The 14,976-nt window shown below is 42.8% G+C and carries 12 protein-coding genes, 1 tRNA gene and 1 riboswitch; of the genes, 1 reads left to right on the plus strand and 12 read right to left on the minus strand.

The genetic code is table 11. The annotated features are described in order from the left end of the window. Positions 1–155: 155 nt before the first annotated feature. From HXT25_RS01630 to HXT25_RS01640, 3 genes are all read right to left on the minus strand, one after another. Complete coding sequence (locus tag HXT25_RS01630) at positions 156–872, minus strand: hypothetical protein (RefSeq protein ID WP_004116666.1); 717 nt, start codon at positions 870–872, stop codon at positions 156–158. A gap of 86 nt (positions 873–958) precedes the next feature. After that, entirely contained in the window at positions 959–1,612 is a 654-nt protein-coding gene (locus tag HXT25_RS01635) for a tRNA (cytidine(34)-2'-O)-methyltransferase (protein ID WP_225622766.1), read from the minus strand. Between the two features lie 56 nt (positions 1,613–1,668). Continuing rightward, positions 1,669–2,616 carry a DMT family transporter gene (locus HXT25_RS01640; RefSeq protein WP_004138573.1) on the minus strand — a complete coding sequence of 316 codons (948 nt, stop codon included), beginning with the start codon at positions 2,614–2,616 and terminating at the stop codon, positions 1,669–1,671. 277 nt (positions 2,617–2,893) lie between these two features. Here HXT25_RS01640 and HXT25_RS01645 point away from each other — a divergent pair. Then, positions 2,894–2,978: transfer RNA gene (locus HXT25_RS01645), tRNA-Ser, on the plus strand. 100 nt (positions 2,979–3,078) lie between these two features. Here the strand turns inward: HXT25_RS01645 and HXT25_RS01650 are convergent. The 9 genes from HXT25_RS01650 to pgi all read right to left on the minus strand — a co-directional run bounded on the left by HXT25_RS01650 (position 3,079) and on the right by pgi (position 14,785). Next, positions 3,079–3,816: an HNH endonuclease family protein gene (locus HXT25_RS01650; RefSeq protein WP_422118616.1), complete on the minus strand. Its 738-nt coding sequence runs from the start codon at positions 3,814–3,816 to the stop codon at positions 3,079–3,081. Next, the gene (locus tag HXT25_RS01655; protein ID WP_422118617.1) at positions 3,800–6,400 is read right to left on the minus strand and encodes an ABC transporter ATP-binding protein; all 2,601 of its coding nucleotides are present in this window, start codon (positions 6,398–6,400) and stop codon (positions 3,800–3,802) included. The genes HXT25_RS01650 and HXT25_RS01655 overlap by 17 nt, the downstream gene beginning before the upstream one ends. Positions 6,401–6,653: 253 nt before the next feature. Next, positions 6,654–7,337, minus strand: coding sequence for a ribonuclease HII (locus HXT25_RS01660; RefSeq protein WP_075038694.1), 684 nt, complete (start codon positions 7,335–7,337; stop codon positions 6,654–6,656). 39 nt (positions 7,338–7,376) lie between these two features. Then, positions 7,377–8,231: a signal peptidase I gene (lepB, locus tag HXT25_RS01665; RefSeq protein ID WP_004116642.1), complete on the minus strand. Its 855-nt coding sequence runs from the start codon at positions 8,229–8,231 to the stop codon at positions 7,377–7,379. Between the two features lie 38 nt (positions 8,232–8,269). Next, positions 8,270–8,638: a 50S ribosomal protein L19 gene (rplS, locus tag HXT25_RS01670; protein ID WP_004114457.1), complete on the minus strand. Its 369-nt coding sequence runs from the start codon at positions 8,636–8,638 to the stop codon at positions 8,270–8,272. A gap of 253 nt (positions 8,639–8,891) precedes the next feature. Next, entirely contained in the window at positions 8,892–10,442 is a 1,551-nt protein-coding gene (locus tag HXT25_RS01675) for a nitrate/sulfonate/bicarbonate ABC transporter ATP-binding protein (RefSeq protein WP_020760650.1), read from the minus strand. 108 nt (positions 10,443–10,550) lie between these two features. Continuing rightward, the gene (locus tag HXT25_RS01680) at positions 10,551–12,299 is read right to left on the minus strand and encodes an ABC transporter permease (protein ID WP_004116636.1); all 1,749 of its coding nucleotides are present in this window, start codon (positions 12,297–12,299) and stop codon (positions 10,551–10,553) included. A 137-nt stretch (positions 12,300–12,436) separates the two neighbouring features. Beyond that, entirely contained in the window at positions 12,437–12,649 is a 213-nt protein-coding gene (locus HXT25_RS01685; RefSeq protein ID WP_226913173.1) for a hypothetical protein, read from the minus strand. Between the two features lie 113 nt (positions 12,650–12,762). Beyond that, positions 12,763–12,923, minus strand: a riboswitch (M-box (ykoK) riboswitch). Positions 12,924–13,090: 167 nt separating this feature from the next. Continuing rightward, positions 13,091–14,785, minus strand: a complete 1,695-nt coding sequence (pgi, locus tag HXT25_RS01690) for a glucose-6-phosphate isomerase (protein ID WP_174190809.1) — start codon at positions 14,783–14,785, stop codon at positions 13,091–13,093. Positions 14,786–14,976: the final 191 nt, after the last annotated feature.

A 14,976-nucleotide genomic window follows, 5' to 3' on the forward strand; every position in this document is an offset into this window, starting at 1 on the left:
CTTTAGAAAATCGCAGCAAACGCGCTTAAAATCAACGATTTTGGGTTTGCGGGCGCCTTCTTCGGTTCCTTGAGTATGCCCGCTATATGACACACCTTGTACAAAGAAACGATTTTACCCCTTCACATCGACTTTTGGCGCCATTTGTGCATGTGCTAGCGAACAGAAATAACCACGGGATTGCTTTGTAATCCTGACACATCCTTATGCGCAATTTGTGCAATGTAAGTTCCGCGCGAAACTTTAGGCAAGTCGGCGTCATCTAAGCAATCTTTGCCGGTAGGCGTTCCGACTGTAGCATCCGTGCTCCATACGATTTTTTTCTCGTACGAATCACCTTTTGCCATTAACAAAGGCTTGAGTGGAATTCCGCACACATCTGATCTCCACTGCGGCTCTATTTTCTGCTGCTTTTCTTGCTTTTCTCTAGATTTATCTGATTTATCTGATTTATCTGATTTATCAGCACTTACGCTGTCTCCAATTGTCAACACCATTCTGCCATCCGACGCATCTATTCTGCAAGAATCGTCTCCTTCATGAACTATGCGAGCAGTAAATTCTACGCTTCCTCCCATCGGTACAGATTGCGATGCTGAGGTTAATTCAATACGAACGTCTTTTGCACTACATTTTTTTATGATTCCAACAGGCCTTGGATCTGGCACAAGTTGTTTAGATAGAGTAACGTCTGAATGTTTGCTTATAGCACTTCCAATTGCAGATACGCCTTTAAAAATGCTAATTATGCAAAAGATACAAAACACTAAAACAGCCAGCAGCCCCACGCAAACTACGATTCGGCGGCGAATGTACATGCGACGGCGCGCAGCACTAATCTTCCGCTTCGGTTTACGTTTTAACACAGGCATAGTCACCATTGTAATGCATGAGTAGTTTTAAGACTATTTTTGACTATAGGCTATTTTGCTATTTTCTATAAGCTATTTTCTGTAGACTATTTTCCGCCCTCAAATCCAAGCTGACGCCACGCTTCATAAATGGCGATTGATGCGCAATTTGTAAGATTTAAGCTTCTAAGCGAAGGACGCATTGGCAAGCGAACCTGTTCCGCAACATGAGGGCCAGCCATAATATCCATTGGGTCTGGAATATCTCCTGGCTCTGGTCCAAAAAGCAAAATATCGTTCGGCTTATACTCAATATCTGTGTAAAGTTTTGTGGCATTTGCAGTAAACGCGATTATGCGAGAATTTGGCATTGATTCCACAAGGTTTTCAAAATTCGGGTGCATAACAACGTGTGCCATATCGTGATAATCAAGACCCGCGCGACGAAGCTTTGTGTCTTGAAGATTAAATCCAAGCGGCTCTACAAGATGCAAAATGGTGCCCGTTACCGCGCAAAGGCGAATCGCAGAGCCTGTGTTTCCTGGGATTCTAGGCGAATAGAAGCACAAGTGCGGAGTTTGAGTTTGCGCAGTGCTTGCATCTTGCGCGCTTAGCATGGCATCCATAACGCTGATTGGATTTCCGTGCGCGTCTGTTACAAGCTCGTCCGGACCGTAATTTGACTTTCGGTAGCCGTACTCATACATCTGCTCTACACGATTGACTGGGTTTTGTGCGTCTTGATTTTGTGCGTCTTGCATATTTTTATCTTCTTTACTTTTATCTTCTTTACCTGTGACTTGCATACTCGTAATAATCACCTCAATAAAATCATCATAATAAAAATAAGCGCAAATCCTGCAAAATCAGCCCACGAGAACACAGCTCCCGTAAACACAACAGCCGTGATTGCAGCCATAACAGGCTCGCTCGCCCCCAAAAGCGTTCCGCGCACAGATCCAACTCGCATAACGCCAGCCAAAAACATCCAATATGCGCCAAAAGTTCCGCCAACAATCGTAAAAGTAAACAGCAAGTACGCGCGCAAATCCAAAGGAGGCATTGTTTGCCATGGCTTCACAAATGGCATCATAATAAGACCTGCAATAATAAACGTAATTCCGTTTACAGTAAGATTTCCCCATTTTGCAATCAATTTAACTGGCATAATCGCAAGAGCCGCCGTACTTGCAGCATCTGCCAATCCCCACAAAAGTCCCATCAGCGGCAGCGAAAGCGAGCTAAAATTGCCTCCCGTTGCCATAAGCGCAGTTCCTGCAAATGCAAGCAAAACACCAATGTTTTCGCGCAAAGTCGGAGTTCTTTTTGACCGCAAACACACATAAACAAGCACAAAAAGCAGATTCAGGCTTTGCAAAACAGTAGCCGTGCCAGAATTAGTCCAGTCAATTGTAAAAAGATACGCCACTTGCGTTAAAAGCACACACACAATACCTGTTACAACTAGCATTGGCCATGATTTTTTTGTGCTTAATGCACCAACGAGTTGCTTACGATTAACAATTGACGCAACGATTACAAAAAGCACGCCTGCAGCAAGCTGACGAACGCACGCGATTTGCAACGGACTCACAAGGTATTGCGACATTAGAATCTTAGAAACAGTAGCATTCGTGCCCCAAAGCGCGCCACCAAGAATCGTCAAGATTATGCCAATCATCATTGTGCGAGGACTATGATCCACCGCAGGATTTGGCTTTTTAGGCTTTATTTTTTGGATATTCTTTACAAAACCAACATCCATGCTAAACACCTTCTAAACTTACATCCCGTACTCGCTAATAATCCTGTAGTTTTGCGCATATGTAGCAAGTTGTAAGTCGCAAACCTCGCAAATCGCTTACTACATATGAAAAATCTACACTATCACATAATCAACAACACGCACATAATCAACAACACGCAATTGCAAGGATTGCATACTCAAACCAATACGCCACGCGCGACTTTGCATTATCCTCAGTTTATGTTATCTTATTTAAGTTGTCTTTCGTTATGCTGTTTAGCACAATGATTGATGTGGAGAATTCGCCTAGTGGTCTATGGCGCACGCTTGGAAAGCGTGTTGGTGTAACAGCCTCACGAGTTCGAATCTCGTATTCTCCGCGAGTAGGGGTTCTAGCCAGTATGAGTGGTTAGAACCCTTTTTATATATTTGCCTATGCATCAAAATATATGAACATAAACAAGCAGCTTAGCGTCGAACTCAACTGTTAGGCAATTTCTGCGCAGAACAACCATGCAAAATTGAAGCCATGCTACGTTTTTCCGCATTAGTAACGCTAAGATCGTACTTATACTTAACAGCAATCTGCCTAGCAACATAATCGCATCTAAAGAATTTATTAGATGGCAGCCAATAAGCCGCAGAAGCAGATCCTTTTTCTTGGTTCGCTGCTCCTTGAACAGCAAGAAGATTAAGCATATCGTTACCAAACTTAAGCCTCTTGGCATGACTCCATTTCCAAGCGCCTGATTGCCAAGCGTTTTCTAGTGCTACAACATGGTCGATTTGAACAAGAGCACTAGTTTTTCTTCCTCGAACAAAATTAATATTTAAACCGGTATAAGGATCGTGCAAAAGCCCTGATGCTACTTTGCAAGAACCAGAATACTTAAAACGAACCTGTTTTAAATCGCGAGCAAGAACATCTTCTCTAACATCACAGCCATTTTTATCAACATCTGTAGTCCTGTATCCAAAGACACTCCTGTTGTATCCAGACGGATGTGATTTAGAGACTTTTAGCTTATTAAGAAGAGCAGCAGCATCTCCATCAGCAGCGTATTCACCAGTAATTTCGCCAACATCATGATTGATTTTTGGCAAAACAAGCCCAATAACAATGCCTATAATAATAGCCAAAGAAATAAGCCATATAAAAGAGGCTATTCTTTTAGATATAGGGTTACTTGAATAATGCGTATTATGATCGTACTGCATGATTTATATCTACAACCCAAGGAATACGCCTAATAACAACGTCTAGAACTTGTTGAATAAGGCTAATAAGCACAATAATTGCCATAACTGCGTAAACAACATTCCATTGTGGATTCTTAGTGACAATTGGGTGAATAGTGTTAGAAACAAGCATTATTGCGTTCGCAATACCTATAAGAGCAACAGACATAAGAATTGCCTGCATTCTTCCCACTTTACGAGATAATCGCACTCGCTGTTGTGAAAGCTTACGCATTGAATCAACAACACGCTTAACACAATGCTCGCCCTGTCGGAAAGCTAGAACCTCATCAATACCAAGTTCTACATCATCAACTTCAAGCTCTACCATCTTTTGCTCTGAATGAACTTTTTTAATAAAACTGCGGAGTCTAAGTCTAAATAATCCTGGAATTATAAACACTATTAGAGCACAAATCACAACAGCAAAAATAGCAATTTGAATATCAAAGTAACATAACAAAACGATTGCTGGAATAATCGACAAAACCATTCCAACACTCATGCTTAAACCTGCCTTGTGCAAATGCGCATGATGAAGATCCACGCCAGCAAAAGATGTTACTAATGTTATGCATCTTAAACATGCGCATACGCTTACGATAAGCACGTATTCTTGCATAGCAAGTCCAAAAAGCGGTCGATTAGCGATAGCGAACATTGCTGCAAAAGTGCAAACAGGTATCAATACTGCGCAAACTATATTGATTGCTGTAGAGAATGCTGAAAGAATCGCAAAAAACGCCTTTTTCAACGAAGATATAGTTGATTTACTTTCATGAGATAAATCTTTCAATAAGCCTTCGTGTTTGGCATTATTAAAATTCTTATTAGAGTTTTCATCAAAACTTTTAGCATATTCGTCTACTTTATTAGCTTTATCAACGCTACCATCTGCGAAATTTTCGGCATAAGAGCTAATAGAACTAGAACTGGTGTAATGCGAATTATGATATACACTAACGTTAATCAAATTGTCCGCTTTAGAAGCGTAGTTATCGTCTGGCAAAAATACAAGAATCGTAGTTTTTTTAGCAACATGACGCAAAATATCACATAAATTCTTAGCTTCATCAGAACTAATATCGCTTGAAGAATAGTCGAAAATATACACTGGAGTTCTACGAATAAGCGCACGAGCCATAATAATTCGTCGGAAAATATCTTGCTTATTTTCAACCTGAATATTGTCTACACGCAAATCTAATCCGTTATAATCCGCATAAACAACACCATCTACATGAGCAGTACGCAATGCTTGCCACATAGATGTAGTAGTAGCATTAGACGATGCCATGAGCAGATTCTCTCGCAAAGTGGCTGAAAACAGATGACTATTTGAACGAACAATAGTAACAAGATCTGCAATAGCACCAGGATTTTCATTATTTAGTGAAACATAAGTTGAGTTTCCAGAAATATCACCAAAATCAGATACTACAAAAGGCGATTCAACATCTACTTCAGAAAAACCATATCTATCACTGTAAGATAACGCAACATCTGATTTATCGCTAAAAACTACGCCATTCAAAACATTATTAGTAAATAATTCGTAGTATTCCTTTGGCATTACATTCAATTTTCCACTTGAAATATTAAAGGATGCACGCAAATGTTTATTATTTTCAGTGAAATTGCATCGCACATGAAGAGAAACATTATTAGCTCCATCTGGGATGCTCAGTGACTTTTTATTATCTGAGAAATCTATGGAATCTGCAGAAGCAGAAGATTCTACAGAGTCTAAATTAGAAGAATGAACTTTACTAGAAGCAACACTTTTAAACAAGTTACTAATGTTATTCAAACCTAAAACAGCCCGATTTTTAATATGCATACAGTTAGCAACTCTACGTATTGGATCTACGCTTAGCATAAGAAGTGGCAAAGTTAGCATTGCAGCAGGAAGACCAACAGATTTAACAGAAAGAAGCCAAACTGTAGAAATAATTGCCACGCCAGTCATTAAATACGTTAAAAATACGCATAAACAGCGCCACAAAACGCGAACATCTGCAAGAGCAGATACAAGTGCCAAAGTAGAAAAAATTGACGCAAAAACGCAAATAGTGGCAACATAAGAGTTTATTGAAAACATTGCAACACTAACCGCAAAAGGCATAGGAAAAGCAGCAATGATCTGCGGCAAAAGTAAACCATACCAACGTTGAACCCACTCAACATCATCGTTCACACAAATAGAAGAATATCCCTTAGACCACTTTTTAGAAGAACTCAAAGAAAGCATAGAACGCAACATTTTTGGTCTAAGCTTCATAGATACGCGAGTTCCAATTTCGGTAGAAATAGTGCATGACTGATGGAACGCAATATATTTTACGATGAGTATTCCAACAAGAGAAATAAGATAAGACGTCAATTCAACAGAGCTTAACAAGGATTTGCCAGTATATTTTGCAGGAATAAGCACTGGCGAAAGAATTCCAACACAAACATACACAAAACCAATATTCGCAAGAGAAGATATAGCAAGACATGCCGCTCTTAAAACAACCAAGTGCTTAACACCTGGAACAAAAGCGAAGAAACGACCAATCATTTAACTATCCTTTTCTTTTCCATAGAAAACTCTTTTAAATTCCAAAAATACTTTCACGCACTACAAAGTACACACACGATACCCTGCAGATTGAATCTACAAATTCGAGTAGCTCGCACTGTTAAAATCAGCTTTAAATCTCTTAAAAACGCTATCTAAACACTCTCTACAAACACATACCCACGCACTAGCTCACTACCCCTTTAGCATTCAAGATTACGCTGAGCATCAGGCATCAACACGCCGAAGAACTTTAGCTTAAATGCCAACTAATACGATGCAAATCACTAGGACCATACTCTAAAATCGCAGCTCTATGCGATTTAGAACCATAACCTTTGTTATGTGCCAAATCGTAAATTTTATATTTAGGATCGTCAGACAAGCTTGTCATAAGAGAATCTCGAGTCACCTTTGCGATCACAGAAGCTGCAGAAACACTAGCACACTTCTGATCAGCCTTAACTAAAGTGTGAACTTTAACAGGAAAATCCATACTAGGTGCATCAAAAGTTCCAGAAACCTTACCAATATAATTAAATGGTCCATCTAAAATCGCTGCAATATGAGCATTTTCAAGCTTATATCTCATACTGTTTTGCACATCTGAAATTGCACGAATCGCGGCAACACCAAGAGCATAACTTATTCCCCACTCGTCAATCTCGCGATTTGTACAAGAACCAACAGCAAAAGCATCGCACCAATTTTCAAGAGGCTCCAATAATCCTTCACGCTTGTGAGCGTTAATAAGCTTGGAATCAGCTAATCCATCAGGAAAATAACCAGAATTAATTTTATCGGCACCAAAAAGAGCAGCACCAACCATAACAGGACCAGCTAAACTACCACGTCCAACCTCATCTAATCCAATAACCCAATCGAAGCCACTTTTTAAAATGTCTTGCTCAAAGTTAAAAGACGGAACAGCAGCCAAAATCTCCCCAAATCTAATATCTACGCACGTTTAAAAGAACTATTTAGCATCTGACTTATTTCTTACATCATCAAACGCATCGCTATGATTTTCAAAAATACCCATACGATTCAAAGGCCAAAAACGCATAAATGCCACGCCTTCAACCTTAGAAATAGGTACCAAACCATCGTCACCATCATTCTTATGATACCTAGAATCCGCAGAGTTAGCGCGATTATCTCCTAGAACAAATACATGACCAGGTTTAACCTTCACCTTAAACGGGAAGGAACTAGGACTTACACCTGGTTTAATATAAGCAGATTCAAGCACAGGAACACCGTTAACAAGAATTGGGTCACCATCGCCCTTACATTCAACAGTATCCCCAGGCAATCCAATTAGACGCTTTATAAGATCTTTACCAGACACAATTCCGCCGCGACTATTTTCACCTTGAAGCCAATTAGCAGGATCTTCAAAAACAACAATATCTCCACGATTTAGTGAAAACAGGCGAGGAGTGAGCTTAGACGTAACAACATAATCGCCAATATGAATTGTGTCTAGCATGGAGCCAGATGGAATAAAATATACGCCGAGAATAAAAACACGAAGAAAAATAACAACAAGAATAGGCACAAGATACCATGCAACAAGCTCTTTCCAAGATGTTTTAAAAAGCTTGCGAGTACGAACCTTGGACTGAGATTTAGAGGAATCATAATCACTATCTTGATATCCAGAAATATGATTCCCTTTTATTTTTCCATGCCTAGCACGTTTAGCACTGAAGCCAGAAGTTAGACTTGGTCTTTCTTCTGGCTCCGGTGGAACTGGAGAAGGATTTAAGCCGTGACCTGCCACATTAACAATGTGACCATCGCTATTTTGCAAGTCTTCGGCAGACATATTAATCCTTAATGTTAAATCCTTAACCTTAAATAAATTTACTTAGCAGCGCTGTTGTCACGACGCTCGGCAATACGAGCAGCCTTACCACGCAAAGCGCGCAAGTAGTAAAGCTTAGCGCGACGAACGCGACCACTACGAACCAGCTTAATCGAATCGATAGCTGGGGAATGAAGTGGGAAGCGACGCTCAACACCAGTGCCGAAGCTCACCTTACGTACAACGAAAGTCTCGCGAACGCCAGCACCCTTACGAGCGATAACAACGCCAGTAAAGGTCTGAATACGAGTGTTGTTGCCTTCCTGAATCTTAACGTTAACGTCAACAGTATCTCCAGGACGGAAAGCTGGGATTTCCTCAGCAGACTTAAGATGCTTAGCATCAAATGCTTCTACAGCATTCACCATGATAATTCCTCCTCGCCGCCGCATATCGACGTAAGCTACATCAAAGTAAGTTAGTCTAATTTTAACTTTTTCAACTTTACTTTGAATAATCCTTCCCAAAAAGTTTACTTTTCAGGGCTTCCATCTGCCAAAACTTTAAAAAAGCAGGCTAGACTATTGATAAGTCGACTATGCGGCATCGCCTTATCGAAAGCATACAGAACACAAATTTATGCTCAATAATGGACATTATTGAGCATTATTTCGCACTATTTCAGCGCACAACGCCATTAAGCGGCGCCGTCTCAACAGTACGAGTTAATTCGTCATCATCGGCATCGTAGTCAAAAAGCTCACCATAACGACCCCAGCTAATCGCAATATCAAATTGCTGACGAGCCAAGGCGTCCGTATGCTTGCTGCGAAGCAAATCCAAAATCAACTCGCCACGAAGCTTGCCATTGCGGTTTCGGCTCAAAGCCTGATCAATTGCATGAACAAGAGGAGCATGCTCAATTGCAAGACGCGCAAACACCTGCTTACTGTGCAAAATGTCGGCATTATGCCATTCTTGACCTGCTGGAGTAATAGTAATATGACCATTTTCTGCTGTAAGCAAATTAAGCATTGTTCCAGCATCTACAAGTGGGAACAAATCATCGATTTCGAACGACAGATCCGCAGCCAAATCAGCCAAATCAATGCCATCTGGCTCTTCCGAAATAACGTCTAGCAAACCTGCCATTCCTCCTGGCGTTGCGTTCGGCAGCAAGTGCACAGCAACAGGCTCAGGCTTCGGCTCCCCCGCATCCGCCTGCTCCTCGTTTTGCTTAGCTTCTGCCTCCGCGTCGTGATGCTTTTGAATAAGCATGTCGGCGATTGCAGCAGCTTCTGTTTCTTCCGCATCCGTCTGTTCCACAGGTTGAGAATCGCCATCTGCAGCAGACAAGTCGCCAGCAACCGTTGTATCAGTATTATCTGGCTCAGATTCACCCTCTGGCATAGAACCAGTCAAAATCGCATAAAGATTATCAACCATCGCCTCAAATTCAGCACTATGTTTGTCTCTCGGGCGAGGCAAATCAACTTGCACGTCTGCAATCAAATGCCCAGGATGAGATCCCAAAACCACCACGCGATCTGCCATTTGCACAGCTTCTTCAATATTGTGCGTAACGATTACAACAGACTTGATATCACGCTCTTCACTAGACCAAAGCTTAAGAACTTCCTGACGAAGATTTTCTGCTGTAAGGACGTCAAGCGCAGAAAATGGCTCGTCCATAAACAGAGCATCTGGGCGCAAAACAAGCGCGCGCGCAATACCTACGCGCTGACGCATGCCGCCAGAAAGCTCCTTTGGGTACGCTGTTTCAAAGCCGTCCAAACCAATAGCATCTATTGCTGCGAGAGCAAGCTCCGTGCGCTTTTCTTTACTAACGCCTCTAGCGCGCAAACCAAGCTCCACATTGTCTTGAACTGTAAGCCATGGCATAAGTGCGAATGTTTGGAAAACGATTGCCACCCCTGGGTTTGGACCAGTAAGCTCGCGACCGCGATACGTTACAGTTCCCTCTGTTGGCTGAATTAAGCCTGCCATTGTTCGCAAGAAGGTTGATTTTCCAGCGCCAGAACGCCCTAGAATTGCAACGATTTCGCCTTCGCGCAACGTAAACGATATATCGTGAAGTACGTGCTGAGTAGTTCCACTATCCGATGTGAAACTTTGAGTTATGTGTTTTGCGTCGATGATATCGCTTGTAACTGAAGATTGCGCAGCCAAATTCTGCGCAGCCTTTTCTGCGGTTTTGTTCAAAGTGTTCATAATATTTGCCAATCTGTTTTGTAAAGTTAAAAAGTTTATAAACTTAAAAAGTTTAATTTTCCGTAGTTTATTTGATTTATTCGATTGATTAGTCGATTGATTAGTCGATTAATTCAAAACAAATCTTTTTGCCGAATACCTTTGCAAAGGCGTCCAGAACAGTCGATTACTTAACACCACTATTAAGCTCATAACCGTTACTCCCACAAGCGTTTTTACAGAATCACCAACGGTTGTTGCATTCGTAATATACGCGCCCAAACCCTGAGTTGCCATGTGATTCTTGCCATATTCCACAATCTCTGACACAATCGAAGCGTTCCAAGCACCGCCAGCGGCAGTAATTCCGCCAGTGCACCAGGATCCAAAAATCGCAGGCAAAACAAGAGTTTTCCACTTGAGCATACGATTTAATCTAAAGCTTCTTGCCATTTCTCGTAAATCGTCTGGAATCGCGCTAGCGCCTGCAATAACGTTAAACAGAATGTACCATTGCGTGCCAAGCGCCATCAAAATAATACTTCCCCATCCAAGGTCAATATGCCAAGCCATAAACCACATCATTGCAAATGGGAACACAAAGTTTGCTGGGAAGCTAGCCAGAATTTGCACAACAGGTTGCATAATTCGCGAAATCTTAGGATTCATGCCAATATATACGCCTACTGGAACCCAAATCAGCGAGCTTACAAAAATCAACACAGCTACGCGAGCAAAAGTCAAAGCTCCTAACGCTCCAGCTGTAGCGAACTCCTGCAAACCTGTGCGAGTTGCTACAAAGTAAAGCATTTGAGCAGCAAGCCCCAAAATCAGCACAGCCATAACAATGTTGAAAACCAAGTCGCCAAGTTTACGCTGTGATGCTTTACGCGGCCACTGTGAACCTGTGCGTCCGAATGGTCGTGTAATAATTTCAAGCCATTCGCGAATCGGAGAAAACAGCTTGCTAATAACTTCGTCGGCATGCGAATGACGAATAAGTGTCAAAACAGCACTCTTTCGCTCCTCGTCGGATGCGCTTTGAGTTATGCGGAATCGTTCTGCCCAGGCGGTAAGCGGCTTCCAAAGGAAGAAGTCAATCGCTAGCACAACAACAATCATGGATAAAATAGCCCACCAAATGTTTCCAAGCTTGTTTTCTGCTGCAGATTGCGCCACAAAACTACCTACTCCAGGAAGCGCGTAAGTGTGATTGTTTACGGAAATCATTTCGGAAGCAGTAAGGAAGAACCATCCGCCGCCAACGCTCATCATGCAATTCCAAAGCAGCGGAATCATTGCGTTTGGCATATCTAGTACCCAGAATCGCTGCCAATGCGTAAGTTGCAAGCTGCGCACTGCCTCATCTAGCTCTTTTGGCTCGCTTAAAAGCGAACGGTGGAACGAGAAAGTCATATTCCAAGCCTGGCTTGTAAAAATTGCAAAAATCGAAGCGGCTTCAACGCCCATCATCGATCCTGGGAAAATCACCAGCCAAATCGTTACTGTAGCTGAAAGGAAGCCAAGAATTGGAACGGATTGCAAAATGTCTAGCAACGGAATAAGAACCTTGCCTAGTCGGCGGCTGCGCGCTGCAAGAGATCCGTAAACAATCGTAAAAATCAGCGACGCAATAAGCGCAAGCATCATACGAAACACTGATCTAAGCGTGTAGTAAGGCAAATTAATAAGGTCGGTTGAAACCGTGGAAGGTATTCCTTTAGGTCCAATTGGCTGGTTAATGCGCTGCAAAAGGAATGCACTTACGCCGAAAAGTGCGATTATACCAACGCACACAATAATGTCGGACCAAAAACGAGTGTTTTCGTCTACTTGCGTACTAGCACCGTTTTTTCCAGATGTTGTAAATATTGTCATGATAAGTCCTCTGGGAACGCGTATTTTTACACGCGTTTGCCGCTTATCACCACTATTTTTTGCGTTTATCTTAAATTTTGCTTAGAATTTTAGACTTTATTTTAGAAGCGCCTATTTAGCGCGCGGCTGCTGGCGACTTATCCCAACAAATCAAATAAAATAAAATCTTTAATCGCAAAACCTGTAATCGCAAACATTTTGGCGGTGACTGCCGGTTTTTTATATTCATCTTTTGTATATTCAGGGGGAACGTCCGTACTACTACTAATACTGTCTGAATCGTCACTAACGGCATTAACTGTATTAGCACTTTGATTACAACTGGTACTACTGCTACTGTCATGTTTCACGGCAATCACCTCCTCTAGCTTGTGCGCGCCAACGCAAAACCGTATCATCGTATCATCATTGAACCGGACGGCAAGCAAGAAGACACAAGGTGATTTTTAAATCAAAAGAAATCAACCTTAATCTTGTCGTTCAAGCTTCAGCTTCGCAGGGCGGTGGTGTTGCATTAGTCGAAGCCTTGAAATCGACAACGACTGTTGACCAACTTGCAGTGTCTCCACTGTGTTGCGGCAGCAACCCGTATCCCCGTGGTAGCCTTACCTACCGACCGTGCTCATTATAAATTATCACTGCTCTTGTGTCAACCTATTTTTGAATCGAAGTGCATTCGCGCGCTACGCTCTAAGTGCTCATGCAAGTCGATTAGAGAAAAAGCCTCTTGAAGATTTAATCAACAAGAGGCTTTAAATCAACAATCAAATAAGATTGCTACACACTCACTACTACTTGCGATGAGCGCGATAGAAGCGAATCAAGCTCTGGGTAGAAGCATCCTGAGCTGCCAAAGCATCGTCATCCTTAGAGATTGCAGGAGTAATCTGCTTTGCAAGCTGCTTGCCAAGCTCCACACCCCACTGATCGTAGGAATCCAAGCCCCAAACAGTGCCTTCGACGAAGGTGATGTGCTCGTAGAGAGCAATCAACTCGCCCAAGCTAAATGGAGTCAAAGCTTCGCCGAAGATAGAAGTGGTTGGACGGTTGCCGCTAAATACGCGAGCTGGAACAATCTCTTCTGGAGTTCCTTCAGCGCGAACTTCGTCAGCAGTCTTGCCGAAAGCAAGAGCCTTAGTCTGTGCAAGATAGTTGCCCAAGAAGAGCTCGTGCACATCCTGATCGCCATCTTTAGTAGGATTTGGCGTGTTCACGAAAGCAATGAAGTCAGCTGGAATAAGCTGAGTGCCCTGGTGAATCAACTGGTAGAAAGCGTGCTGGCCGTTGGTGCCTGGCTCACCCCAGAAGATTTCGCCGGTTTCGCTTGTTACAGGAGTGCCGTCCCAGCGCACAGACTTACCGTTGGATTCCATGGTGAGCTGCTGCAAATAAGCTGGGAAGCGGTGCAAGTACTGATCGTATGGAAGCACAGCGTGGGAAGCAACCTTGTAGAAGTTGCGGTACCAAACGTTGAGCATACCGAGAAGCACAACAACATTCTTCTCGAATGGGGTTTCAGCAAAGTAAGTATCGATTGCGTGGAAGCCCTTCAAGAACTCTTCGAAGCGCTCTGGTCCAAGAACTACAGCCAAAGAAGTGCCAACAGCGGAATCCACAGAGTAGCGGCCGCCAACCCAGTTCCAGAATCCGAAAGCGTTGGTTGGGTTAATGCCGAACTCTTCAACCTTCTCGAGGTTGGTGGAAACAGCCACGAAGTGCTTAGCAACAGCTTCAGCCTTCTTTGCGTCGCTGCCGTCAATAGCACCGCACTCCTGAAGCTTATTAAGCAACCAGGTACGAGCGGTACGAGCGTTGGTCAAAGTCTCCAAAGTGGTGAAAGTCTTGGAAACAATGATGAAAAGCGTGGTTTCTGGATCCAAATCCTTGGTCTTCTCTGCCATATCATTTGGATCGATATTAGAAACATAGCGAGCGCTAATTCCAGCATCAGCATATGGCTTCAAGGCTTCGTAAACCATGACTGGACCCAAATCAGAGCCGCCGATACCAATGTTTACAACGGTCTTGATGTTCTTGCCAGTAACGCCCTTCCAAGCGCCGGAGCGAACTTCGTTAGCAAAATCGTAAATGCGACCCAACACTTCACGCACGTCGGCAACGGTATCCTGACCGTCTACCATGAACTTACCAGCATCTTCGGCTGGACGACGCAAAGCGGTGTGCAATACTGCACGATCTTCGGTGTTGTTAATGTGCACGCCAGTGTACATCGCCTTAGTGCGCTCATCAAGCTTAACTGCCTTTGCAAGGTCGGCGAAAAGCTTAAGCGTCTCTGGCTTAATCAAATTCTTAGAAAGATCGAAGTGGAGGTCTCCAGCTTCGAAGCTCAACTTATCCACGCGATTTGCATCCTGAGCAAACCACTTCTTCAGGCTCACGCCTTCGGACTGCAATTCATCATAGTGCTTCTGCAAAGCAGCCCATTCAGGTGTTTTAACGGCGTCAACTGGTGGATTGATGGCCATTTCTTGGTCCTTTCATCTTGAATGAAGTGACGTGATGCCTTGTTTTATCAATCTTTAGGCACACTCGAACACGTTTTAATCACAATAATCATCGAGAATCACAGTGAACTATAAAGTAAACACGTGTAAATGCGCGCAAAGTGGAACTTGTGCATCACTATCTTCCAATTGCCAAGATACTCACAAAAGCG

Origin of the sequence: Gardnerella sp. DNF00476 (assembly GCF_049262735.1) — a bacterium.
Taxonomy (GTDB): Bacteria; Actinomycetota; Actinomycetes; order Actinomycetales; family Bifidobacteriaceae; genus Bifidobacterium; species Bifidobacterium vaginale.